This is a genomic window from Moritella marina ATCC 15381 (assembly GCF_008931805.1).
Lineage (GTDB): Bacteria > Pseudomonadota > Gammaproteobacteria > Enterobacterales > Moritellaceae > Moritella > Moritella marina.
Genome location: NZ_CP044399.1, coordinates 4,249,736 through 4,274,672, shown reverse-complemented (window position 1 = coordinate 4,274,672; position 24,937 = coordinate 4,249,736). Strand labels below are relative to the sequence as shown.

At 42.4% G+C, this 24,937-nt stretch carries 21 protein-coding genes; 6 read left to right on the top strand and 15 right to left on the bottom strand.

Annotation, left to right across the window (positions count from 1 at the left end; all coding sequences use genetic code 11):
* The first annotated feature begins 340 nt into the window (after window positions 1-340).
* The 6 genes from FR932_RS19290 to yacG all read left to right on the top strand — a co-directional run bounded on the left by FR932_RS19290 (window position 341) and on the right by yacG (window position 5,763).
* Window positions 341-787, top strand: coding sequence for a pilin (locus tag FR932_RS19290; protein WP_019442596.1), 447 nt, complete (start codon window positions 341-343; stop codon window positions 785-787).
* A 6-nt stretch (window positions 788-793) separates the two neighbouring features.
* Entirely contained in the window at window positions 794-2,497 is a 1,704-nt protein-coding gene (gene pilB, locus FR932_RS19285) for a type IV-A pilus assembly ATPase PilB (RefSeq protein WP_019442597.1), read from the top strand.
* Window positions 2,498-2,628: 131 nt separating this feature from the next.
* On the top strand, window positions 2,629-3,882 hold the full coding sequence (locus tag FR932_RS19280) for a type II secretion system F family protein (RefSeq protein WP_019442598.1): 1,254 nt from the start codon (window positions 2,629-2,631) through the stop codon (window positions 3,880-3,882).
* A 116-nt stretch (window positions 3,883-3,998) separates the two neighbouring features.
* Entirely contained in the window at window positions 3,999-4,889 is an 891-nt protein-coding gene (locus tag FR932_RS19275; protein WP_019442599.1) for a prepilin peptidase, read from the top strand.
* Window positions 4,890-4,938: 49 nt separating this feature from the next.
* Window positions 4,939-5,544, top strand: a complete 606-nt coding sequence (gene coaE / locus FR932_RS19270) for a dephospho-CoA kinase (protein WP_019442600.1) — start codon at window positions 4,939-4,941, stop codon at window positions 5,542-5,544.
* A gap of 33 nt (window positions 5,545-5,577) precedes the next feature.
* Entirely contained in the window at window positions 5,578-5,763 is a 186-nt protein-coding gene (gene yacG / locus FR932_RS19265; protein ID WP_019442601.1) for a DNA gyrase inhibitor YacG, read from the top strand.
* Between the two features lie 46 nt (window positions 5,764-5,809).
* Here the strand turns inward: yacG and mutT are convergent, their stop codons facing one another.
* The 15 genes from mutT to murE form a co-directional block, all read right to left on the bottom strand.
* Complete coding sequence (gene mutT / locus FR932_RS19260) at window positions 5,810-6,202, bottom strand: 8-oxo-dGTP diphosphatase MutT (protein ID WP_019442602.1); 393 nt, start codon at window positions 6,200-6,202, stop codon at window positions 5,810-5,812.
* A gap of 110 nt (window positions 6,203-6,312) precedes the next feature.
* The gene (gene secA, locus FR932_RS19255; RefSeq protein ID WP_019442603.1) at window positions 6,313-9,030 is read right to left on the bottom strand and encodes a preprotein translocase subunit SecA; all 2,718 of its coding nucleotides are present in this window, start codon (window positions 9,028-9,030) and stop codon (window positions 6,313-6,315) included.
* Window positions 9,031-9,076: 46 nt separating this feature from the next.
* Entirely contained in the window at window positions 9,077-9,991 is a 915-nt protein-coding gene (locus FR932_RS19250) for a M23 family metallopeptidase (RefSeq protein WP_019442604.1), read from the bottom strand.
* A 147-nt stretch (window positions 9,992-10,138) separates the two neighbouring features.
* Window positions 10,139-11,062 (bottom strand): UDP-3-O-acyl-N-acetylglucosamine deacetylase, encoded by a 924-nt coding sequence (gene lpxC, locus FR932_RS19245; RefSeq protein WP_019442605.1) that lies wholly within the window; start codon window positions 11,060-11,062, stop codon window positions 10,139-10,141.
* A 169-nt stretch (window positions 11,063-11,231) separates the two neighbouring features.
* The gene (gene ftsZ, locus FR932_RS19240; RefSeq protein ID WP_019442606.1) at window positions 11,232-12,425 is read right to left on the bottom strand and encodes a cell division protein FtsZ; all 1,194 of its coding nucleotides are present in this window, start codon (window positions 12,423-12,425) and stop codon (window positions 11,232-11,234) included.
* Between the two features lie 30 nt (window positions 12,426-12,455).
* On the bottom strand, window positions 12,456-13,703 hold the full coding sequence (gene ftsA / locus FR932_RS19235; protein WP_019442607.1) for a cell division protein FtsA: 1,248 nt from the start codon (window positions 13,701-13,703) through the stop codon (window positions 12,456-12,458).
* A 5-nt stretch (window positions 13,704-13,708) separates the two neighbouring features.
* Window positions 13,709-14,527 (bottom strand): cell division protein FtsQ/DivIB, encoded by an 819-nt coding sequence (locus FR932_RS19230; RefSeq protein ID WP_019442608.1) that lies wholly within the window; start codon window positions 14,525-14,527, stop codon window positions 13,709-13,711.
* Window positions 14,528-14,578: 51 nt separating this feature from the next.
* The gene (locus tag FR932_RS19225; protein ID WP_019442609.1) at window positions 14,579-15,517 is read right to left on the bottom strand and encodes a D-alanine--D-alanine ligase; all 939 of its coding nucleotides are present in this window, start codon (window positions 15,515-15,517) and stop codon (window positions 14,579-14,581) included.
* Window positions 15,505-16,965: a UDP-N-acetylmuramate--L-alanine ligase gene (gene murC, locus FR932_RS19220; RefSeq protein WP_196805531.1), complete on the bottom strand. Its 1,461-nt coding sequence runs from the start codon at window positions 16,963-16,965 to the stop codon at window positions 15,505-15,507. Before murC ends, FR932_RS19225 begins: the two co-directional genes overlap by 13 nt.
* Complete coding sequence (gene murG, locus FR932_RS19215; protein ID WP_019442611.1) at window positions 16,966-18,033, bottom strand: undecaprenyldiphospho-muramoylpentapeptide beta-N-acetylglucosaminyltransferase; 1,068 nt, start codon at window positions 18,031-18,033, stop codon at window positions 16,966-16,968.
* A 111-nt stretch (window positions 18,034-18,144) separates the two neighbouring features.
* A complete protein-coding gene (gene ftsW / locus FR932_RS19210; RefSeq protein ID WP_019442612.1) occupies window positions 18,145-19,356 on the bottom strand; it encodes a cell division protein FtsW in 1,212 nt (403 codons plus the stop codon).
* Window positions 19,356-20,696, bottom strand: coding sequence for a UDP-N-acetylmuramoyl-L-alanine--D-glutamate ligase (gene murD, locus FR932_RS19205; protein WP_019442613.1), 1,341 nt, complete (start codon window positions 20,694-20,696; stop codon window positions 19,356-19,358). Before murD ends, ftsW begins: the two co-directional genes overlap by 1 nt.
* Window positions 20,696-21,778, bottom strand: a complete 1,083-nt coding sequence (mraY, locus tag FR932_RS19200) for a phospho-N-acetylmuramoyl-pentapeptide-transferase (protein WP_019442614.1) — start codon at window positions 21,776-21,778, stop codon at window positions 20,696-20,698. Before mraY ends, murD begins: the two co-directional genes overlap by 1 nt.
* A 200-nt stretch (window positions 21,779-21,978) precedes the next feature.
* A complete protein-coding gene (locus FR932_RS19195) occupies window positions 21,979-23,370 on the bottom strand; it encodes a UDP-N-acetylmuramoyl-tripeptide--D-alanyl-D-alanine ligase (protein WP_019442615.1) in 1,392 nt (463 codons plus the stop codon).
* Window positions 23,367-24,845, bottom strand: a complete 1,479-nt coding sequence (gene murE / locus FR932_RS19190; protein ID WP_196805536.1) for a UDP-N-acetylmuramoyl-L-alanyl-D-glutamate--2,6-diaminopimelate ligase — start codon at window positions 24,843-24,845, stop codon at window positions 23,367-23,369. The genes FR932_RS19195 and murE overlap by 4 nt, the downstream gene beginning before the upstream one ends.
* Window positions 24,846-24,937 lie beyond the last annotated feature (92 nt).

Below are 24,937 nucleotides of genomic sequence, written 5' to 3'. Positions count from 1 at the left end.
TAATGAGGCAGTGCTTTTAACACTTAATGTAAATAACGAGCCCATTCGTTAAAATAAAATTAATACCTATCTCCTACTCCCTATTTAGTCATTCATCTAGAAATAACCTTCTAATCATCTCAAATATACTCCCAAAACCTTAGTACAAGACAATTATATGTCAATAAATCAAGCGATTATCCAGACAGATTGTCGTATAACTCGATCTCGATCGTTAAACTTATGTATACAAAATGTTAAATAAAGGTTTAAATAAATCCAGCTCATCAGATGCCTCATACCATTTGATACCTTGTGATGAGTAAAGGACTATTTGGTAATTTTTATAAGGATATAAAAAATGAGAGTACAACAAAAAGCACAGCAACAAGGTTTTACGTTAATAGAATTGATGATCGTAGTAGCAATTGTGGCTATTTTGGCGGGTGTAGGCATGCCTGCTTATCAGAATTATACCAAACGAGCAGAGTTCGCTGAAGTTATAGCTGCAACCGGACCAATCAAAACAGCTGTAGAACTTTGTGCCCAACTAGAAGGGTTATCATCATTTTCTGATACCATTGCAGGATGTGGTAAAGCTGGCAAAAAAGGTATTCCTGCTGATGACTCCACGGGTTATGGCAAAGTAAAAAGTACTGTATATGCAGTAACAACAAGTGGCGCTACAATTACAGCTTCAAATACAGAAACTACTCCCGTGACCTACACCTTAACAGCAACAGTAGACACTGCAGGTCGAGTAGCTTGGTCACAAGGTGGTACTTGTGGTGACGCTGGCTACTGCTAAGCCCTCATGCAACACAAGCATAACGCGAGCGGCCTGGCACACAGCCTGGTCGCCCATGCATACCTCGCTGTAGAAGAGATCCCCCAGCTTCTGCAAAGCGCTAAACTGGAAGGTAAAGCCTTCACAACCCTACTCGTCGACAGTAATATCATCGACAGTCAGGTATTAGCCAAATTACTCGAGCGTGAATACGGTGTGCCCTTACTTGATTTAGATACCTTTAAGCTCGAAGAAATCCCCAGCAACCTGCTCAATGAAAAACTCATCGAAAAACACCATGCACTGCCTATCTATGTGCAAGGACAAACCTTATATCTGGCCATGTCCGATCCGACTAATGTCAGCGCATTAGAAGAATTTGCCTTTAGCTTTAGCTTACATACCGAAGTATTACTGGTTGATGAACTGCAATTACAAAAAGCCTTAGAAAGCGTATTAGAAAATGACATTGATGCCCTAGGCGATCTTAACGATACCGATATCGATGACTTGGAAGTTGATAATAGCGAATCACGCTTAGATCAAGAAAATAAAGACAGTAATGACGATGCCCCGATTGTTAAATTTGTGAATAAGATCCTCTTGGATGCGATCAAAAAAGGCGCATCCGACATTCACTTTGAACCCTATGAATTTAAATACCGTGTACGTTTTCGTATCGATGGGATCTTACATGAAATGGTATCGCCACCGGTAAACTTAGCCATGCGTTTTTCAGCGCGGTTAAAAGTCATGGCACAACTTGATATCGCCGAACGGCGGATCCCGCAAGATGGCCGTATCAAATTAAAATTATCGAAAAACAAATCGGTTGATCTACGCGTTAGCACCCTGCCAACGATGTGGGGTGAAAAAGTGGTAATGCGGATCTTAGATTCTAACCAAGCTAGCCTCAATATCGATATTCTTGGTTATGACAATAAGCAAAAAGATCTTTACCTTAAAGCATTACAAAAGCCACAAGGCATGATCTTGATCACAGGCCCCACAGGTAGTGGTAAAACAGTTTCACTTTACAGTGGACTGAATATTCTCAACACCGTTGAGCGCAACATCTCCACTGCCGAGGATCCGATCGAAATCAACCTCTCCGGTATCAACCAGGTACAAATCAACCTAAAAGCTGGATTGACCTTCCCCACCGCATTGCGATCATTTTTACGTCAAGATCCAGATGTGGTGATGGTCGGTGAGATCCGCGATATTGAAACAGCAGAGATTGCCATCAAAGCGGCGCAAACCGGTCACTTAGTCTTATCAACATTACATACCAACTCCGCTGCAGAGACACTAACGCGTTTATCAAATATGGGGGTACCTGCTTACAACATTGGTTCGTCCGTGAGTTTGATCATCGCTCAGCGCCTAGGTCGTCGACTCTGTAATGAATGCAAACAACCTGAAGATATTCCAGCGTTCGAATTAGCTAAACTTGGTTTTAACCAACAGCAGATTGATCTAGGTATTACGCCGTTTAAAGCGATCGGCTGTAAGCAATGTACCAAAGGTTATAAAGGGCGCGTGGGCATCTACGAAGTAATGCCGATGTCAGATAAGATCGCCCGCATGATCTTAACCGGCAGCAACTCCTTGGAACTCGGGTCGCAAGCTCAGCAAGAAGGCATGGATACCTTACGCCAATCAGCACTGCAAAAAGTCATCGACGGCGTCACTAGCTTGCTCGAAGTCGAACGTATTACCAGTCATTAATGTGCGCTGACACTAAAATAAACAGAGATAGAGATAGAAATAGAAATAGAAATAGAAATTAAAATAACATAGGCAAGGAATCCTTTGTTTAACAAGGATCTTATCGTCCACCATTCGCTAAGGATAGCATCATGGTCGCTGTAACCAAAAAAACCCATAGTCGCCCCCAATCAGCAGTAAAAAAACGCTATCCATATAACTGGCAAGGCGTGAACCGTAAAGGCAAAAAAATCAGTGGTGAAATGCAAGCCGAAAGCATCAGTAACCTGAAGGTTGAACTCCGCCGTCAGGGGATCAATGTTTTAAAAGCCAAGCGTAAATCAACAGGGTTATTCTCGGTTGCGACCAAGAAAATTAAACCGATGGATATTGCCGTTATCTCAAGACAAATTTCCACCATGCTTAATGCCGGAGTACCTTTAGTACAGAGCCTAGAAATTATAGCCCGCAGTCATGACAATCCTACCATGCGTTCGTTAATCGGTGAGGTGGCAGCCGAGGTCGCAACAGGTACAACCCTTTCAGATACCCTACGTAAACATCCACTCTATTTTGATGATTTATATTGTGACTTGATCAGCGCAGGTGAACAGTCCGGTTCATTGGACAGTATTTATGATCGTATTGCCACTTATAAAGAAAAAGCCGAAGCACTCAAATCAAAAATTAAAAAAGCCATGTTCTATCCGATCATGGTCGTCGCGGTTGCGGTTGTCGTCACCTTGATTTTATTACTGTATGTCATCCCACAATTCAAAGATATCTTCGCCAGTTTTGGCGCCGAACTGCCGCCTTTTACCTTATTTGTACTGTCGATTTCTGATTTTGTTAGTCAGTTTTGGTATTTAGTCATCGGGGTATTATTCGGATTACCTTTTACCTATCTCAAAGCCAATAAGCGTTCGATAAAAGTTAAACACATTACTGAGCGTACTATCCTCAAGATACCAGCGATCGGACCGATAATGCACAAAGGCGCTATGGCTCGTTTTGCCAGAACCCTATCAACGACGTTTGCCGCAGGTATCCCTCTCGTTGACTCACTGACTTCTGCTGCGGGTGCATCGGGTAATATTATCTATAAAAATGCAGTCATGGATATGCGTAATGAAGTGATCGCCGGATTACAGATGCACATCGCGATGCGTTCAACCAACCTATTTCCAGATATGGTGACGCAAATGGTGATGATAGGCGAAGAGTCAGGTTCCCTCGATGATATGTTAGCCAAAGTCGCACACATTTATGAACAGCAAGTTGATGATGCCGTTGATGGGCTAACCAGCTTAATCGAACCCATGATCATGGTCGTACTCGGTGTCGTCATTGGCGGCCTAGTGATTGCGATGTATCTCCCTATCTTTGAAATGGGCAGTATTATGTAATTGATTGTCACAACATGGGCATTGCTTGTCGCTTTAACAGCTTTTCAGTGGCGAGTTTGCTATCATCTTATTTCAATTAACATTTATCTCTCATCCGATCGGTACAGGTAATTAAAATGCAAGACTTAGCGCTACTCTTTCAACTCACTCCTTGGCTATTATGGTTAACGGTTGCCCTTCTCGGTCTGCTTGTCGGTAGTTTCTTGAATGTCGTCATCTACCGTTTGCCAATGATGATGGAAAGTGAGTGGAAAGAAGAATGCAGTGTTTATTTTAGTGATGAATGTAAAACAGCTGAAGCCAACTCTAAATCATTAGCTAAATTTAACTTATTATTACCCCGCTCAGCTTGCCCTAAGTGCGAGCATCAAATTACCGCATTAGAAAATATTCCGGTGATCAGTTGGCTAATATTAAGAGGGAAATGCAGCAGTTGTGCTAATCCCATTTCAGCCCGTTATCCAAGTATTGAGCTATTGACCGGATTGTTATCGCTGGTAGTGGCTTTATACATCCCCTACGGTATTCAATTAGCGGGTGCATTGATCTTAACCTGGACCTTAGTCGCACTGACTTTTATCGATATAGATAAGATGTTACTGCCTGATCAAATAACCTTGCCACTGGTATGGCTCGGGTTATTTCTAAACGTTAATTATGCTTGGGTAACACCATCTGATGCCATTATCGGTGCTATTGTTGGTTATCTGTCATTGTGGTCGGTTTATTGGGGTTTTAAACTACTTACCGGTAAGGAAGGCATGGGTTACGGTGATTTTAAACTGCTCGCTGCGTTTGGGGCGTGGTTCGGTTGGCAATCAATTCTAGCTATCGTACTACTGTCTTCTTTTGCTGGGGCAATCATAGGCATTAGCCAAATAGCATTGAAGAAACATACCCAAGGCAACCCAATCCCATTTGGTCCTTACTTAGCGATTGCTGGTTGGTTGTACCTTATCTGGGGCGACCAGATTGTTGATTTCTATTTAATTAATTTTATTTATTAAATCTATTTATTCAAAACATTTATTCAATCACTTATTAAGGCCAGTCGCTATGTATGTTGTAGGATTAACCGGTGGGATCGCATCAGGTAAAACCACTGTCGCCGATATGATTGCCGCACAAGGCATTAATGTCGTTGATGCTGATATAGTTGCAAGAGAAGTTGTCGCCGTTGGTAGTGACGGTTTAGCACAAATCAGTGCACACTTTGGTTCGAGCATATTACTCGATAACGGCAGTTTAAATCGTGGATTATTACGTGATAAAATATTTTCTGATAATGCCAACAAACAGTGGTTAAATGATTTATTACACCCCATGATTAGGACTGAATTATTAGCGCAATTGGCCGCTAGCGATTCACTTTACACCCTGCTAGTAGTGCCACTGTTAGTGGAAAATAACCTGACTACATTATGCGATCACGTGCTGGTTGTCGATGTGGCAGAACAAGTTCAGATAGCGCGAACAATTGCTCGCGATAATGTCTCAGTACAACAAGCCTCAGCCATATTGCAATCACAAGCCACACGTGAACAACGTCTCGCTGCAGCTGATTCAGTCATTGTGAATAACGACCGTCAACAAGTCAGCAAAGATGCTGCTGTGTTACATCAGAAATTTCTTGAATTAGCAGCAGCTGCCATGGCAGACTAGCTACTTTCAAGCTCTATTTATTTAGGATATACCATGCAAGTAAATTGCCCAACCTGTCAAAAACCCGTTGAATGGGTCGCTACTAATAAATTTCGCCCGTTTTGCAGTGACCGTTGCAAACTGATTGATCTTGGTGAATGGGCAAGTGAAGAGCGTGCTATCCCCGGTGAAGATGTTTCACCACAAGAACTCCAGCCTAAAGGTTACGAGTTCGATTAGCACTAAACGTCAAAGCATCCTACGTTAAACATCATATGTTAATGACTCAGGCAAACTGAGTCATTAACATCTCAACAATCACTTGATTCGCTGCAGGGAAGTTATAATCCGCTAATTCGCTAATATTAACCCACGCAGTTTGCTGCCCTTCAAGGCCTTTTCCTACACCTGTAAAATCATTGACAAGATAAAAATCCAATTGTACGATTTTATCGCCATAATCAAATTCTAGCTGGTGAAATGCGTCGGCATTAAGTACATCAAGATTTACCTCTTCTTTAAGCTCTCTGGTTAGCGCTTCAAGCACAGATTCGCCAGATTCCACCTTACCACCTGGAAATTCCCATTTGTTACCTTGGTGCTGCTCTGAGTTACGCTTACTGATAAATACTTGCTGATCACGAACGATGATACCCGCTGCAACATGGACTATTTTCATGGTGTATTCTCTTATAAATTTAAATCATTAAATGACAGTTAACAAAAAGCGCTAAAACATTGCTGCTTTAGCGCTTTTGATTTTAATCTAGTATCGGTTAGTGAGCGTTATTAGCTTAATTTACCATGACACTGTTTGAATTTAGCCCCTGAACCACAAGGACATGGATCGTTACGACCTACTTTCTGACCTTGGCGCACAAACGTTTCAGCTGCATCAGCTGCAGATGCGTCAGCCAATTGATTTTCAGCTGTTGCGTGGCTCATGTTCTGTGGTAACGATTCGCCACGACGACGATGTGCTTCAACGGCTTCAACATCTTCAGGTGCTTGCACCTGCACTTTAGAGATCACACCAACCACATCTGATTTCAAGTTCTCTAACATTTCAGTAAACAATTCAAACGACTCGCGCTTGTATTCTTGCTTCGGGTTTTTCTGCGCATAGCCACGTAAATGAATACCTTGACGTAGGTGGTCCATCGCCGCTAAATGCTCTTTCCATAAACCGTCTAATGTTTGTAACATCACCGCTTTTTCAAACTGGCGGATCACTTGTGCACCAACAGCATCTTCTTTCGCTGTGTAAGCTTCGTTAGCTTGCGTCATAATACGTTCGCGAATTTGCTCTTCGTACAGTTTACTATCATCATCTAACCATTGTTGGATCGGAAGCTCAAGCATGAAGTCAGCACGTAAACGTTGTTCTAGACCGGAGATATCCCACATTTCATGTAATGATTGTGGTGGAATGTAAGCATCCATGACTGCATTAAGCACGTCTTCACGGATCGCGACCATAGTATCACTGATATCTTCCGCTTCCATTAATTCGTTACGTTGCTCATAAACCACTTTACGTTGGTCATTGGCAACATCATCGAATTCAAGTAATGATTTACGGATATCAAAGTTACGGCCTTCCACTTTACGTTGTGCATTTTCAATCGCACGTGTTACCCATTTATGCTCAATCGCTTCGCCTTCTTCCATGCCTAATTTCTTCATCATCCCAGTGATACGGTCAGAGGTGAAAATACGCATAAGTGGATCGGCCATTGATAGATAAAAACGCGTTGAACCAGCATCACCCTGACGACCAGAACGACCACGTAATTGGTTATCAATACGACGAGATTCGTGACGTTCAGTACCAATGATGTGTAAACCACCTGCTGTTAATACTGCATCATGACGCACTTGCCATTCTGATTTGATATGTGCAATTTGCGCTTCTGTTGGTTTCTTCAATTTATCAACTTCAGTCTGCCAATTACCACCTAACACGATATCCGTACCACGACCGGCCATATTAGTTGCGATAGTTACCGCACCAGAACGACCCGCATCAGCGACAATTTCAGCTTCACGTTCATGGAATTTAGCATTCAATACGTTATGTTTTATTTTGTCTTTTTTCAGTAGATTCGACAGTAACTCAGAACTCTCGATCGAGACAGTACCAACCAAGACAGGTTGTTGTCTCTTCACGCAATCTTTAATGTCTTCAATGATCGCGACATGCTTTTCATCCGCAGTCAGGTAAACCAGATCACCAAAGTCTTTACGCGCCATTGGCTTGTTAGTCGGTAATACCACCGTTTCTAGGCTATAGATCGATTGGAACTCGAAAGCTTCAGTATCAGCAGTACCCGTCATGCCTGACAATTTGTCATACATACGGAAATAATTCTGGAAAGTAATTGATGCTAATGTTTGGTTTTCGTTTTGAATGTTAACACCTTCGCGGGCTTCTACCGCTTGATGTAAACCTTCAGACCAGCGACGACCAGGCATAGTACGGCCAGTGTGCTCATCAACAATAACGATCTCGCCATCATCACTGACAATATAATCAACATCTTTTTCAAACAAAGTATGCGCACGCAATGCTGCATTAATGTGATGTAGTAATGAAATATTAGCCGCTGAGAATAAAGAATCTTCTTCGCTTAATAAGCCACGTTCTTTCAGCATTTCTTCAACTTTGATTTGACCATTTTCAGTCAACAATACTTGCTTGTTCTTTTCGTCAACCGTGTAGTGACCTTCACCGGTATATTCTTCAGTATCTTCCTGCTCTTGCTGCTCTAACAAAGGAATAATAGTATTAATCTTGGTATACAATTCAGAACTATCGTCAGCTGGGCCAGAGATAATAAGCGGAGTACGTGCTTCATCGATTAGGATTGAATCCACTTCATCGATTACCGCATAGTATAACGGGCGCATAACACGCTGTTGTGGTTCAAACGCCATGTTGTCACGCAGATAATCAAAACCAAATTCATTATTGGTGCCGTAAGTCACATCTGCAGCATATGCTTCGCGTTTAGCCATGTTATCCATGCCAGACACGTTCAAGCCAACTGTTAGTCCTAAAAATTCAAATAGTTCACGATTCCATTCCGCATCACGTGCAGCAAGGTAATCATTCACCGTAATAATATGTACGCCTTTACCTGTTATGGCATTTAAATAAGCCGGTAGCGTAGCTGTTAATGTTTTACCTTCACCCGTACGCATTTCAGCGATCTGGTTATTATTTAAAACCATGCCACCTAATAACTGTACATCGAAGTGACGCATGCCAAAGACACGCTTAGAACCTTCACGTACAACCGCAAATGCTTCCGCTAACATGCTATCAAGTGATTCACCAGCAGCGAAACGTTGTTGAAAATCAACCGTTTTCGCTTTTAGTTCTTCATCTGATAATACTTCAAAATCTGCTTCTAATTGATTAACTTGTTTTACAACTTTGTGCAATTTTTTTAAAATGCGGTCATTGCGGCTACCGACTATTTTTGTAATTATATTAGTTAACATTTTATGACCAAAAGTTATTGTGAATCTATTTGAAATTTAAAGCATTTTAGCGATAAACATAGCGTTTAGGATCGACTTGTCGTCCCGATTTTAGCACTTCGTAGTGCACATGAGGTCCAGTAGAGCGCCCTGAACTTCCCATAATAGCAATAGTTTGCCCTTTACCTACCACATCACCTTCTTTAGCGATCAACTCTTTGGAATGGGCATAACGTGACGACAGACCATTTCCGTGATTAATTTCGATTAATAACCCATAACCTGAACGTCTTCCGGACCAAGTGACAACACCAGCGCCCGTAGCAATAATCTTCATGCCATTATCACCTGCAAAATCAACGCCCTTATGCATGGTTTCTCGCCCTGTAAAAGGGTCTTTACGCACACCATAATGGGACGATAACCAAGAACCTCGTTCAATAACAGGTCGACCAGATAAAACAGCCTCATCTGTTATATTGTGATTCAATAGCATAGTTTCAAGTAGTGAAAGCTGTTGTGAGCGATTATTTACTTCTAATGACAGTAAATCCATCTCTTCAAGCAAAGTTTGTAAATCAACAGCATAGCTTGTATCGGTATCCACAGGGCCACCAATAGCAGGCTTAAGCATAAAATCAAATTCACCACGGGTCAAACTGGCATCTTTCGCCAGTTCATCACCTAATAAGCTTAAACGGTTAACTTCCGCTTGCATCATGCCAACTTTACTCGCAAACACGGCTATTTTCAAATCTGTTTCTTGACGTAGCGCAAGGACTTGATCGGCTTGTTGTTGATATTTTTGCTGCGTTTTGGCAATTTTAAGCTGAATGGCTTGAGAAGAATAGTTTGAATAAAGAAACCAAGAAGACGCAATCGAGACTGCGATGACAGCAATTAAGCCAAATATGAAGAAGTAAAGATTAAATAATTTTGAATAGCTGTGTTTACTATTCGAATAGGTAATTGTAACGCTCATAATCTTATTTTAACTGATGAATGTGTGGCACTAAATATAAACAATTTGATGCCACAATTCTATCTGTATTTATCTTAGCCCTGCTTTGTCATAGCAGTTCCGAGATACTAAACCTATTTGTTTAGATTATAACGCCCGTTTTTTAGGTTATAACGCTAGCGTTAAATTTGGCTCTAACCAACGAATTGGCGCATCTTGTGCTTCGTCAACGGTGGTAAATTCCCACGCTTCTTGATTAGCAAGTAGTGCTCTTAGTAATAAGTTATTCATGCCGTGGCCAGTTTTGAATGCTCGAAACTCACCTAAGATTGAATGGCCTGATAAGTACAGATCACCCACAGCATCAAGTACTTTATGTTTAACGAACTCATCGTCATAACGTAAACCGTCATCATTTAAAATACGGAATTCATCAACCACAATCGCATTGTCTAAGCTACCCCCGAGTGCGAGGTTTTGTGATTGTAAATACTCAATATCTTTCATAAAACCAAACGTACGCGCACGACTGATTTCTTGATGGAACCAATCGCCAGAAAAATCGGCTCGAATATGCTGATTTTGGCCTTCAAATACCGGATGGTCAAACTCAATACGTAAATCCATGATGAAACCATGGTTTGACGGTAAGAATTCAGCCCATTTATCGCCATCTTCAACACGGATTGGTTGCTTGATTTTAATAAATTTCTTCGCACAGTTCAGTTCTTCAATGCCCGCACTTTGCAGCAAGAAAATAAAAGGACTAGCACTGCCATCCATAATTGGAATTTCAGCTGCATCAACTTCGATAATGATATTATCAATACCAAGGCCCGCTAATGCCGCATTAATATGTTCAACTGTAGAAATACGGTGACCATCTTCGCTTATCAGACAAGTGCACAACATAGTATCTTTTACCATGTCTGCAGCGGCCTTGAAATCAACCACAGGGTCGAGATCGATACGGCGATAGATAATACCAGTATTCGCTGCTGCTGGACGAAGGTTTAGGGTAACCTTGTTGCCAGAATGTAGACCGATGCCGGTTCCACGTACAGCTTGTTTTAATGTTCTTTGCTTAATCATTAATGTCACCCTATATAAATCCCACACTCCAACGCGAGGCCGAGCAATTTACCACAGCCACACTTAAAATGCAAAATCACCAACCCAAACACAGCTTATACAATTCAATCTTTAGGCTAAAAACAAGCCCAAAGACTGAATCATATTCTAGCAACTATACCGTAAAGTATTAGTCTGCTTGGCGACGTAAGAATGCCGGGATATCAAGATAGTCCGGTTCACTCTTCGTTGCCGTAGTTGTATTGCTTTCACCGACTGCAACTTGCTGCGCAACATTCTGCACATCAACTTTAGTATCGGCTGCAATCACTGTCGCTTTAGCTGTTTCTTCAATTTTCGCAGGTTCAACTTTCGCTTCTTCTACTTTTTTAACTGGTGTTTGTACTAACGTAATATCAGGCTTGTTTTCAGCGCCGATACCCGTCACAACAACCGTTACACGTAATTCATCTGTCATTTCAGGGTCGATTACCGCACCCACAACAACCGTTGCATTATCAGATGCAAAGGCTTTCACTGAATTACCTACGGTTTCGAATTCTTCAATGTTAATATCTAGACCAGCAGTGATATTAACCAGAATACCGCGTGCGCCAGCTAAATCTACATCATCCAGTAATGGACTTGAGATAGCCGCTTCCGCTGCTTCTTCAGCACGATCTTCACCAGATGCCACACCAGTACCCATCATGGCAGTACCCATTTCACTCATCACTGTGCGAACATCGGCGAAATCCACGTTGATTAGACCTGGACGGGTAATTAGTTCTGCAATACCTTGCACTGCGCCCAGTAAAACATTATTTGCTGCTTTAAAGGCATCTAATAAGCTTACGCCACGACCCAATACTTTCAGTAATTTGTCGTTCGGGATAGTGATTAAAGAATCAACTTGCTCACTTAATGCATCAATACCCGCTTGCGCGTAAGACAGACGACGTTTACCTTCAAAAGAGAAAGGTTTAGTCACTACCGCTACCGTTAAAATGCCTAATTCTCTTGCAATTTCAGCGACAACTGGCGCAGCACCAGTACCTGTACCACCGCCCATACCGGCAGCAATAAAGATCATATCAGAACCTTGTAGGTGCTCGCGGATTGCATCGCGATCTTCCATTGCAGCTTCACGACCTACCTGAGGATTTGCACCGGCACCTAAGCCTTTTGTTATTGTGTTACCGATTTGAATAACAGATCCAGCGGCTGAATTACGTAATGCCTGTGCATCCGTATTAATCACAATGAATTCAACACCTTCAATTGTTTCACTGACCATATGGTCAACAGCGTTACCGCCACCACCACCTACACCAATGACTTTAATGACAGCTTCATCGTTACTATCATCTAGTAATTCAAACATGGTAATTTCTCCAAAAAATCTTATTGGGGTTTAAAACCCGCCTTTGAACCAGCTCATTACTTTTTTAAGTAGCTGATTACAATTATTCTTTTCTATGACTACTTCAGTTGTTGGTTCGAACTGATGTTCTTTCCCAAACTGAAGCAAGCCAACCGCTGTTGAGTACACTGGTGTATTTACATACTCCGTTAATCCATTAATATTTAACGGGCTACCGATTCTAACTTGAGAGTTAAATACGCCTTCGGCACATTCAACCAAACCTTCAATTTGTGCAGCGCCACCAGTAAGGACGATCCCTGCAGCTAATTTTTCCAGTTTTAATGACTCTAAAACAGTTTTTAATTCAGCTTCAACCATTCCGAATAACTCAGAATATCGAGGTTCTATCACTTCTGCAAGTGTTTGTCGTTGTAAAGTGCGCGATGGTCGACCACCAACACTCGCCACTTCGATAGTATCATCACGCTGTAGTAAACTTGCATGTGCACAACCGAACTTAACTTTAATATTTTCAGCATCAGCAGGCGGTGTACCAAATGCATAAGCAATGTCGCTAGTAACTGCGTTACCAGCATAAGAAAATACCGATGTATGACGCAACGAACCATCATAAAATACGGCGATATCTATCGTTCCACCACCGATATCAACAACGCATACGCCCAGCTCTTTTTCATCATCGGTGACGACAGCATAGCTTGAAGCTAAGGCAGAAAAAATTAATTTATCGACCTGTAAACCACAGCGTTCCGCGCATTTTACAATATTTTTAGCCATGTCATTGTGACATGTGATCAAATGTACCTTGGCTTTCATGCGAACGCCTGATAAACCAACAGGGTTTTTAATGCGTTCTTGATAATCAATAGCATATTCCTGCGGGATCACATGTAAAATTCGATGCTCATCACGAATTCGCACCGACCTTGCAGTGTAGATCACATTATCAACATCATCTTGTGTCACTTCATCTTCTGAAATTGCCACCATGCCAATTTCATCTTGGCTGCTAATGTGTTTACCGGAAATACTCAGGTAAACCGATGATATTTTCATATCCGCCATCAATTCTGCATCTTGTAATGCACGTTGCACGGCTTTGACAACAGACTCGAGGTCGTTAACGCCGCCTTTATCCATGCCGCGTGATACACTTTGACCTAAACCAATAATATTCAGTTCACCGTCAGGTAATAACTCCCCCACTACAACAGCTATTTTTGATGTGCCGACATCTAAACCTACAATTAATTTCCGTTCCATCGACTTAGTCATTATCACTACTCTTTATTGTCATTTTTCCAGCCAACTGAGAAACCTGTATCGTAACGTAAATCTATATAGGCTATTTTTTCTTTATCTAATACTGCGACATAATCGATATAACGTTGGATACGAGAGAGCGCATCTTCTCGTCCTAAGCGCAGCATAATACCATTTCTTAATACAACCGTGATGGCATTACGTAGATTCACTGTTATAGTCATTATTTGATAGTCATTAAGCTGCAGTAATTGATTGAATTCGTTATATTTAACAAGTGCTTGTTTAATTCTATCATCGGGACTATAAAGTTTCACTAGAGATTCAGGTGCCATATTAACATCAGCATCGAATACAATCCCATCTTCATTTAATAATTGGCTGTCATTCCATATCGCAACAACGGGCTGTTCTTGAATATATACGCGCAATAAGTCAGGCCAACTTTTACGGACTGACGCATGATAAACCCAAGGTAATGATTCTATTTTTGCTTGGATATCATCGACATTAACCGAAAAATAATTGTCGATCGTCGGTTTTTGTAACAGTACAGCGCGAATATCATCATCACTGACATATTCACGCTCACCTTGAATAATCAGTGCTGACATCGGCATTTTACTGGCATCAGTCAGGTAAGATTCCATACTGCTAAACATCCAGCTAAAAAACACTATCACCATAAAGAAGAAAAACAAACCCAAACCACGTTGCAAACGTGACGGACCGAATTCTTCAGCGCAGGATTCATCCGCTTGAATCTCAAGTTCCGTCAGTGCGTAGACATGATCATCTTGCACTTCTGTTTCCGGTGTTACCGTGGCTGTCGTCATATTTAAATACGTCGCTTAATACGTCGATTAATACGTCGATTAATACGTCGATTAATGCGCAAGTGCTAATACCTTAGACACTAAACTTTCAAAGTCATAACCTGCTGCATTTGCCGCCATTGGTACTAAGCTTTTTTCGGTCATGCCAGGTACCGTATTCACTTCTAACAATTGGAACTGGCCTTGCGCATCGAGCATTGCATCAACACGTCCCCAGCCTTCTGCTGCTACCGCCTGAAATGCTTGGAGTGCATAATCCTGCAATTGTTGACGCTGAGCATCTGTAATTGGTGCCGGGCATAAATACTCAGTGGTATTAGACTGATACTTAGCTTGGTAATCATAAAACGTATTCGGTGTTTTAAGTTGAATGACAGGCAATACTTCGTCACCAAGAATGGCAACGGTAAACTCAGGCCCTTCAATCCATTGCTCGATTAAAATTTCATTATCATATACAAATGCAGCGGTGACCGCGGCTTCTAATTCTGCCACGTTATGCACTTTTGCCATACCGATACTAGAGCCTTCTTTGGCCGGTTTAATGATGGCCGGAGAGCCAAGTTCAGCAATAATGTTGTTCGCGATGTCAGCACTAAAGTCCGCAGGTGTGACGATGCGATAAAGCGCAGTAGGAAGCCCTTGCGCCTGCCAGATTTGTTTAGTGCGGATCTTATCCATCGCTAAAGCAGCACCTAACACACGGCTCCCAGTATATGGAATAGCAAGCAGCTCTAACGCCCCTTGCATCACGCCATCTTCACCACCGCGGCCATGCAAAGCAATAAACGCATGGGTGAAGCCATCACGTCTGAGTTGGTGTACATCATATTCCGCAGTATCTAATGCGTGCGCATCAACACCGGCACGTAATAAGCCCGCTGTCACAGCGGCGCCAGATTTGAGTGAAACTTCACGTTCAGCTGAATGTCCGCCAAATAATACTGCTACTTTCTTTGTGTTTGTTGCGCTCATGATTACTTCTTCCATTTTTTCATCGTATCCACATCCATTGCCATTGCAGCGAGGTCTTTAGCCAATGTACCGACATTACCAGCACCTTGCGTCAATACTAAATCACCTTCTTGCAAATGTTCTGCAAGAATCGCAGGTAGCTCATCAGGGCTTGCTACAAAAATAGGTTCTAGATTACCGCGTTGTCGAATACTACGACATAATGAACGACTATCCGCTCCTGGAATAGGTTCTTCGCCAGCAGGGTAGACTTCTAATAATAACAACACATCAACCTTTGATAAGACGTTGGCAAAATCTTCGTACAAATCACGTGTACGGGTATAACGGTGTGGTTGGAATACCGATACTAAGCGTTTTTCAGGCCAGCCCGCACGTGCAGCAGTAATAGTAACATCAACCTCGGTTGGGTGATGACCATAATCATCTACCAACATCACATTACCAGCACCTGAATCAAACTCACCGAGGTGATCGAAACGACGGCCAGTACCAGCAAAACTCGCTAAAGCCGCAACAATCGCGCTATCAGCAATACCATCTTCAGTTGCGACAGCAACAGCGGCGGCTGCATTTAAAGCATTGTGTTGGCCAGGTGAATTTAAGCTAACACGCAAATCTTCACGGTCATTACGACAAATAGTGAAGTGACTTTGATGACCTTGCTGCACATAATCAACAATGCGTACATCGGCATGTTCAGCAAAACCGTAAGTAACCACCTGACGACCCACATCTGGGATCAATTTTTGAATAACGGCATCGTCGGCACACATAACCGCAAGACCATAAAATGGCAAATTATGCAGAAAATCGATGAAGGTTTTTTCTAATTTTGCAAAATCACCACCATAAGTATCCATATGGTCAGCTTCGATATTTGTTACCACGGCAACCATAGGTTGTAGTAATAAAAAGGACGCATCACTTTCATCCGCTTCCGCAATCAAATAACGGCTAGTCCCTAAACCGGCATTGGTGCCAGTGCTCTTTACTAAGCCACCATTCACATAGGTAGGATCTAAACCTGCTTCATGATAAATACCCGTCACTAATGCCGTCGTCGATGTTTTACCGTGCGTACCTGAAATAGCAATACCATGACGAAAACGCATCAATTCCGCGAGCATTTCGGCACGTTTAATCACTGGAATACGGTTTTCATGCGCAGCAATGATTTCTGGATTACTTAAATCAATCGCAGTCGATACCACTACAACGCTAGCATTCAACACATTTTCCGCAGTGTGTTCGAAGTTGATCTTAGCACCTAATTTAACCAACCTTTCTGTCACTGGGTTTGGCGCGAGATCAGAGCCGGTAATTTGGTAACCTTCATTGGCTAACACTTCGGCGATACCGCCCATACCTGCACCACCGATACCAACAAAGTGGATAGTTTTCACACGGCGCATCTCCGGCACCATCGTTCTGAGTTGTGCGATCTTTTGTTCAGGCATTATTTATCTCTCTTCATTTAACGCTGAACAGGCAATTGCGACCTGCTCAGTGGCATCTAGAATAGCAGCGGTTTTTGCCGCTTTTGACATCGTCACAAGTTGCGATTCGTCATCAATCCACTGCTTTAATAATTTGGCCAAATCGGCAGCATTAAATTGCGGTTGTGGTATCAATACAGCACCACCCGCGGCCACCAATGATTGGGCATTTTTAGTCTGGTGATCATCAACCGCATGCGGTAATGGTATGAAAATAGCAGGTAGTCCAGCAACAGCAACCTCGGACACCGTTAACGCGCCAGCGCGACAGACTACTACATCAGCTTGTGCATAAGCTTGCGCCATATCATCAATAAAATCAGCGACTAAAATTTCAGCAGTAACACCTGCAGTGTTATAAGCATCATTCACTTTAGCCGTATTGTTTTTACCCACTTGGTGATGAACACAAATCTTATCTTGCGGCAATAATGCCAACGCAGCAGGTAAAGTATCATTTAATACTTTTGCTCCCAAGCTACCGCCAACCACTAATACTGTCAGTTTATCTTGTTTTATTCGCACTTGCTGATGTAACGCAAGCACATCTTCACGCACTGGATTACCAACTAACTGACCTTGCGCAAACGCGCCAGGAAATGCCATTAATACCCGTTTGGCTATTTTAGCTAATAAGCGATTGGTTAAACCCGCGGCGGCATTCTGCTCATGCAAAACAACTGGAATACCTTGTAACCAAGCAGCAACGCCACCCGGTCCACTAGCAAAGCCGCCCATACCTAATACCACATCAGGTTTAAAATCTTGCATCACTTTACGTGCCTGCAATACTGACTTTAAAATTCGAAACGGTGCGGCGCATAAACGCTTAAGCCCGTTACCACGTACACCAGAGATATCAATAAACGAAATATCAAAACCATGCTGTGGCACTAAATCAGCTTCCATACGATCAGCAGTGCCGATCCAATGAATAGCCCAGCCTTGTTGCTCTAAATGTTTCGCAACTGCAATACCAGGAAATACGTGACCGCCAGTACCACCGGCCATCACTAATAAACGTTTTGTCATAATATGTTCTTTAATTTGTAATGAGATTTAAGCTACTCTTATCGAGATAAAAGTAGAAATAAATGCCTTCATGATGATTTAGCTACAGCGCCATCATTGTCGTCGCGGTTGTCATTCACTTGCTACTGCACTGGTTGCTGCTGCGCTTGTCATTGCTGAATTTGATATCGGCACTTTTTGTGCGCGATATTCATAATCAATCCGCAATAATACCGCCACCGCACAGCTCATGACTAATAAGCTAGAACCACCATAACTCACTAAAGGCAACGTTAAACCTTTGGTTGGTAATAACCCCGATGCGGCACCGACATTAACCAAGGTTTGAAAGCAAAACCAGACACCAATACTAATCGCCAAAAATCCAGCAAACGATTGCTCTGCCTCCAAGCTACGGCGGCCGATTTGCAACGCTTTAAATACTAATAGCATTTGTAGCATCAAGACAATGAATACCCCTAAGAACCCTAACTCTTCAGCGAGGATAGCAAATACAAAATCGGTATGTGCTTCAGGTAAATATTCCAACTTCTGAATCGAGTTACCCAAACCTTCACCGCTAAAACTACCACGGCCAAATGCCATTAACGACTGCGTCAGCTGGTAACCACTACCAAATGGGTCATTCCAAGGGTCAAGAAAAGAAGTAACTCGGCGCATTCGATACGGCGATAATATCACTGCTAATACACCCAGTAAAATAGCAACAACACATAATGCCATGAAGTGGACTAACTTTGCGCCACCGATAAATAACAGCGCTACACTGGTGGTTAAAATAACCATCACTGAACCAAAGTCAGGTTGAATAAGGAGCAATGCAGAGATAACCGCGATCACTAGTAGACCATTAACAAAGCCTTTATAACTCTCTTGTAATAAACTTTTTTGGCGTACTAAATAACCCGAAAAATAGGTAAACAAGGCAAATTTAGCGAACTCAGCAGGCTGCATATTTAACGGCCCAAATGATAGCCAACGCGTACTACCGTTCACCGTGCGACCAATCACTAATACCAGTATTAATAATGCGATAGCAACAAACAAGAAACGCACACTATTACGTTCAAAAAAGGCGATCGGCACGTTCAGTACACAGATTGCCGCACACAGAGACACGGTTAAAAATATTAAGTGTTTCTTTACAAACATAAACGGATCGTCGCCCAAGGCAATCCCTTCAGGCAACGACGCCGACGCAACCATCACTAGACCCACGATCATTAACACCATAGCTAATAATAAGAGTTGGCGGTCATATGCAGCAGCCTTTTGCTCTTCAGCACCTAATAAGTAGGCTTTCGTCCGTGTCAAAAATTCCATTACAATGCCTTCACTAGTGCTCTAAAATGATCGCCTCGCGCCATAAAATTCACATACATATCAATACTCGCACAGGCTGGTGATAACAATACCCAATCACCTGGTTGCACTAACTGACTGACTTCTGCAATGGCGTTGTCTAAATCGCCAACCAATTTAGTGTTATCCGCGAGGGCTGCAAAACGTGCGCCGTCTTTACCAAAGCAATAAGTTAGCGCTATATCATCACGTAATGCGGGGACTAAAGGACCAAAATCAGCGCCCTTACCATCACCACCAGCGATCAGATATAAACGTCCTTCAACACTGCTTTTCAAGCCATCGAGCGCCGCAAGTGTAGCGCCAACATTGGTCGCCTTGGTATCATTGATCCAAGTAACACCATTGAGTTCACGAATAAATTCGCAGCGATGTGCCAAACCGATAAATGCCTTTAATCCCGGTAAGGTTTTTACTCTATCCACGCCGGCAGCATCAAGCAGCGCAATCGCAGACAAAGCGTTCATTAAATTGTGTATACCCGTGATCTGTAACTCATCAGCGCTGATAATACCTTCACCTTGATACGCCAGCCAAGTTGAATCAGCTTGTTGGATCAAACCATAATCGGCAGCATCTTCACCAAAGCTATGTTTGCTTACATCATCAGCATTATGTTGTTGAGCGCAAGCCGTTAATGCATCATCACGATTTGTCACTATGGTTTGCGCATTTTGGTAAATCGATAATTTAGCCTGACGATAAGCTTCAAAGTCAGGGTAGCGGTCGAGATGATCATCACTGACATTCAATACTGTTGCCGCCACGGCTTGTAGACTATGTGTGGTTTCTAATTGAAAACTGGACAGCTCTAAAACATATAACTGATAAGGTTCGGCAACATCCAATAGATCTAATGCCGGAATACCAATATTGCCACCAATGGCGGTTTTTACACCTGCAGCATTCGCCATATCACCAACCAGTGTCGTCACCGTCGATTTACCATTAGAACCAGTGATCGCAATAATCGGTGCTTTCGCGGCTCTCACAAACAATTCAATATCGCCAATCACTTCCACGCCATTTTTCTGCGCAGCCGCTATCTCAGGTGTGCTAATCGCAATACCAGGGCTTACAACTAATTGCTTAGCTTGTAACAATACCTCGGGATGCAAGCCACCTTTATATAAGATTACCTGAGCAGGCAATTCATCTTGCCCCGGAGGAGCATCACGACTATCAACCACAACAGGCACAATGCCTTGTTTTAGAAAATAACGCACACACGACAGACCGGTTTGGCCTAGCCCAACAATAACAATAGAAGATGCCATATTTTGCTCAGATAATTGTGTCATTAGCGTACCTTCAGCGTAGCTAAGCCAATGAGTACTAATATAATAGTGATGATCCAAAAACGCACAATAACACGTGGTTCAGGCCACCCCTTCAATTCATAGTGATGATGAATTGGTGCCATTCTAAAGATACGTTGACCACGTAACTTATATGAACCGACTTGTAAAATAACTGATACCGTTTCCATTACGAACACACCGCCCATGATCACCAACATGAACTCTTGGCGTACCAATACCGCCATCGTACCTAAACCAGCACCTAAGGCTAATGAACCAACATCGCCCATAAATACTTGCGCAGGATAAGTATTGAACCATAAGAAACCCAGACCAGCACCCACCATCGCCGCACAAACAATGACTAATTCACTCGCTTGGGGGATGTAAGGGATAAATAGGTATTCAGCAAACTTCACATTACTGGTTAAGTAAGCGACCAGCATAAATGCGCCAGCGACTAATACGGTAGGTAAAATCGCTAAACCGTCTAAGCCGTCGGTGAGGTTAACTGCATTACTGCTACCGACGATAACGAAGTAGGTTAATACAATAAATAACAGACCCAACTCTGGCATGTATTCTTTAAAGAACGGAACAACTAATGTTGTTTCAGCGGCTGATCCAGCCGTCACATACAAGTAAACCGCAATGCCAATCGCAACCGCGGATTGCCAGAAGTATTTCCAACGCGCAATCAAACCATCAGTATCTTTGCGGATCACTTTACGATAATCATCAACAAAACCAATCGCGCCAAAGGCAACAAATACGAACATCATGACCCAGACATAGGCATTATCTAATCTTGCCCATAATAGCGTTGAGACTAAAATGGCAATCAAGATCATCACACCACCCATCGTCGGCGTACCGCGTTTGCTGAAGTGAGACTCAGGACCATCATCACGTACAATCTGACCAATCTGCATGTCTTGCAAATAACGAATAAGCTTAGGGCCCATCCATAATGTCAGTAATAACGACGTGATTATCGTGATAATTGCACGAAATGTGAGATACGAGAAAACTCTAAATAGCGAGAAATGCTCACTTAAAGATTCGAACAACCAAACTAACATTTTCTTTCCTTTATTGTATTTTCAACTAACGTTGTATTTTCGGTTAACACAGTATTTTGAATTAACACCGTATTTTAAATTAACACCGTATTTTAAATTAACACCGTATTTTAAATTAACACCGTATTTTAAATTAACACCGTATTTTAAATTAACACCGTATTTTAAATTAACACCGTATTTTAAATTAACACCGTATTTTAAATTAACATAGTAGGCTTCTCTGCGAGCCGAGTGGTTAACAAGCTAATGGCTTGCTCCATTTTAGCACTACGAGAACCTTTAAATAATAAGGTAAACAGCTGCGTTTTTGGTGCAGTCGTAATTAATTCAATCAGCGCATCAACTAATGCAGGTTGCGTTAAAAAAGCACGCCCACTATCACCGGCAGTTAACGCTGCTTCACGACTCATCGCGCCGCAAGTATAGACATGGTCAACTTGCTGTTGCTGCGCATAATGACCCACTTGCTGATGCATATCAGCGGTACTTGAACCAAGCTCGCCCATATCGCCCATCACTAAGATATTGATCGAAGAAAAATGCGTTAATACATCAACCGCCGCCTTCACCGAAGCGATATTCGCGTTATAAGTATCATCAATAACCCGAACTCGTGGCGTGAGTGATGATATCTTCAGTCGTCCCTGCACATTTTCCATTGTGCTAAGACCAAGCTTGATCGTATCAAGTCCAATACCAAAAAAACTGGCCATTGCCGCTGCAGCCAATGCATTAGCAACATTATGGCGCCCTGCAACAGCCAAGCTGATCATACATACGCCCTTTGGTGTACATAGTTTAAAGGTTGGATTCCCGACATCATCAAATGTAATATCAGCAGCAAAATAATCAGCACTATCGTCAACCACTGAAAAGCTAATGTGACGCTGTTCATCAACTTTACGTAACCAGTATTGATAAAATTTATCATCGCGGTTCAATACCGCTATACCTGCATGTTTCACACCCGCTAAGATCTCACCTTTTGCAGACGCAACGCCTTGTAAATCGCCAAAACCTTCTAAATGTGCAGCATCAACATTATTGATTAACACCACTTCAGGCAATACCAATCCCGTGGTATAGGCAATTTCTTTTTTGTGATTAGCACCAAGCTCCATCACGGCATATTGATCTTCAGGTTGTAAACGTAACAAAGTCAGCGGTACACCAACATCATTATTAAAATTACCGGCGGTCGCTAATGTCGGCGCGTCGAGTTTTAAAATAGCCGCGAGCATTTCTTTGGTTGTCGTTTTACCATTACTGCCCGTTAATGCGGCAACTTTAGGATTCACTTGTTCACGTACCATTTTGCCTAATAACCCCAAGGCTATCCGGCTATCTTTAACCACAATTTGTGGAATATCGATGGCTTGCCTTTTCGTTACAATAGCGGCAATAGCACCTTGCTCAACGGCCTTAGCTACAAAGCTATTGGCATCGAAGTTATCACCACTTAAGGCGACAAATAAATCGCCAACCTTAATAGTGCGCGTATCTGTAGACACAGCGGAGATGACACAATCATCACCCTGTAATTTACTATTAAGCTGCGCCGCAATGGCACTTAACGCTAAATTAATCATTGTTGGTTATCCAGCATTTCGATGATCGTTTCACGATCACTATAATGGTGTTTATGCACACCGATAATTTGGTAATCTTCATGTCCTTTACCTGCAACTAAGATAATATCATCAGCAGCACTTTGACTCATCGCCCAGTGAATAGCTTGACGACGATCATGAATAACTTGCACAGCATCAGGTTTAGCAAGTCCAGCAAGCATATCAGTTACGATCGTAGAGGCAGGCTCGGTGCGAGGATTATCATCAGTAATGACAGCAAAATCTGAAAATTGTTCAGCCACTTGTGCCATTAATGGCCGCTTACCTGTATCTCGATCACCGCCACAGCCATAAATACACCAAAGTTTGCCCTCGCAATGTACCCGTAATGCTTGTAGCGCTTTTTCTAATGCATCAGGTGTATGCGCATAATCAACAACACAAGCCGCTTGTCCTGCTTGTTTAAATAACTCCATACGACCACAGACTGCGGTCAGTTTTGGAGCAACCTGTAACAGCGCATCAAAATCATAACCTAGCGCTAATAAACTCGCGCAAGCAGCCACTACATTTGAAGCATTAAATTCACCAATTAAACCGCATTGCAGTTTGCCTTCGCCCCAGCTGGTTTTTAATTCACAACTAAAACCACCAGTATCAAAGCTTAAGTCATCGCAATATAGATAAGCGCCAGTGTGAGTGGATAAGTTTTGTTGTACCGAAAATTGGATCGCATCAGGCCATTGCTGTGCCCACATTTTACCGTAAGCATCGTCAACATTGAGAACCCTGTGTTTTACCGCACCTTGAAATAAGATTTTTTTTGCGTCGGCATATGTCTCCATATCACCATGATAATCAAGATGATCACGGGTAAGATTGGTAAATAATGCCACATCAAAATCCAGCGCACTCACACGGCCTTGGATCAGGCCATGAGAAGAAACTTCCATCGCGCACAACTCTGCACCTTGCTGTACCTGTCTGGCAATTTCAGCTTGTACATCCAAACCACTGCCGGTGGTATTCTCGGCTTGCGTTAGTTGTGCAAATAAGCCATTACCAATAGTCCCCATTACGCCCGCTTTACCGGCTAATAAAGTAACCCAATTAGCAATAATCTGGGTAATGGTGCTTTTCCCATTGGTACCAGTAACACCGATCAATTTTAATTGCTGGGAAGGTGATTGATAAAAATTATCGGCTAATGCGGACAAGGCCTGATTAAGACCAAAGAATGAGATTATAGGCGTGCTATCGATATAGTCGATATGGCCGTGCTCAGCCTGAGAGTCGGCCTCTTTAAGTACCGCAGTTGCGCCACTTTTTAATGCATTAGTGATAAAGCGTCTACCATCAAGCGCATGGCCATTAATTGCGACAAAGCAATCTCCGGTTTGCACTTTTCGGCTATCGATGATTAAGGTATTAACCGCTAATTCAATATCAATATTCCACGCGTGTAGAGATAATACTCGACATGACGAATTCATTTCAAAACCCTTAGTATTTAAAACCCTTGGCATTACACAATCCTTTGCACCAAACGATCCTTTACAGCAAATAACCTCTAGCGCCTGAGGCC

What these genes read in the sequence shown, in the direction of transcription:
- FR932_RS19290 (WP_019442596.1), top strand. Translation starts at nt 341, where the DNA reads ATGAGAGTACAACAAAAAGCACAGCAACAAGGTTTTACGTTAATAGAA.
- pilB (WP_019442597.1), top strand. Translation starts at nt 794, where the DNA reads ATGCAACACAAGCATAACGCGAGCGGCCTGGCACACAGCCTGGTCGCC.
- FR932_RS19280 (WP_019442598.1), top strand. Translation starts at nt 2,629, where the DNA reads ATGGTCGCTGTAACCAAAAAAACCCATAGTCGCCCCCAATCAGCAGTA.
- FR932_RS19275 (WP_019442599.1), top strand. Translation starts at nt 3,999, where the DNA reads ATGCAAGACTTAGCGCTACTCTTTCAACTCACTCCTTGGCTATTATGG.
- coaE (WP_019442600.1), top strand. Translation starts at nt 4,939, where the DNA reads ATGTATGTTGTAGGATTAACCGGTGGGATCGCATCAGGTAAAACCACT.
- yacG (WP_019442601.1), top strand. Translation starts at nt 5,578, where the DNA reads ATGCAAGTAAATTGCCCAACCTGTCAAAAACCCGTTGAATGGGTCGCT.
- mutT (WP_019442602.1), bottom strand. Translation starts at nt 6,202, where the DNA reads ATGAAAATAGTCCATGTTGCAGCGGGTATCATCGTTCGTGATCAGCAA.
- secA (WP_019442603.1), bottom strand. Translation starts at nt 9,030, where the DNA reads ATGTTAACTAATATAATTACAAAAATAGTCGGTAGCCGCAATGACCGC.
- FR932_RS19250 (WP_019442604.1), bottom strand. Translation starts at nt 9,991, where the DNA reads ATGAGCGTTACAATTACCTATTCGAATAGTAAACACAGCTATTCAAAA.
- lpxC (WP_019442605.1), bottom strand. Translation starts at nt 11,062, where the DNA reads ATGATTAAGCAAAGAACATTAAAACAAGCTGTACGTGGAACCGGCATC.
- ftsZ (WP_019442606.1), bottom strand. Translation starts at nt 12,425, where the DNA reads ATGTTTGAATTACTAGATGATAGTAACGATGAAGCTGTCATTAAAGTC.
- ftsA (WP_019442607.1), bottom strand. Translation starts at nt 13,703, where the DNA reads ATGACTAAGTCGATGGAACGGAAATTAATTGTAGGTTTAGATGTCGGC.
- FR932_RS19230 (WP_019442608.1), bottom strand. Translation starts at nt 14,527, where the DNA reads ATGACGACAGCCACGGTAACACCGGAAACAGAAGTGCAAGATGATCAT.
- FR932_RS19225 (WP_019442609.1), bottom strand. Translation starts at nt 15,517, where the DNA reads ATGGAAGAAGTAATCATGAGCGCAACAAACACAAAGAAAGTAGCAGTA.
- murG (WP_019442611.1), bottom strand. Translation starts at nt 18,033, where the DNA reads ATGACAAAACGTTTATTAGTGATGGCCGGTGGTACTGGCGGTCACGTA.
- ftsW (WP_019442612.1), bottom strand. Translation starts at nt 19,356, where the DNA reads ATGGAATTTTTGACACGGACGAAAGCCTACTTATTAGGTGCTGAAGAG.
- murD (WP_019442613.1), bottom strand. Translation starts at nt 20,696, where the DNA reads ATGACACAATTATCTGAGCAAAATATGGCATCTTCTATTGTTATTGTT.
- mraY (WP_019442614.1), bottom strand. Translation starts at nt 21,778, where the DNA reads ATGTTAGTTTGGTTGTTCGAATCTTTAAGTGAGCATTTCTCGCTATTT.
- FR932_RS19195 (WP_019442615.1), bottom strand. Translation starts at nt 23,370, where the DNA reads ATGATTAATTTAGCGTTAAGTGCCATTGCGGCGCAGCTTAATAGTAAA.
- murE (WP_196805536.1), bottom strand. Translation starts at nt 24,845, where the DNA reads ATGAATTCGTCATGTCGAGTATTATCTCTACACGCGTGGAATATTGAT.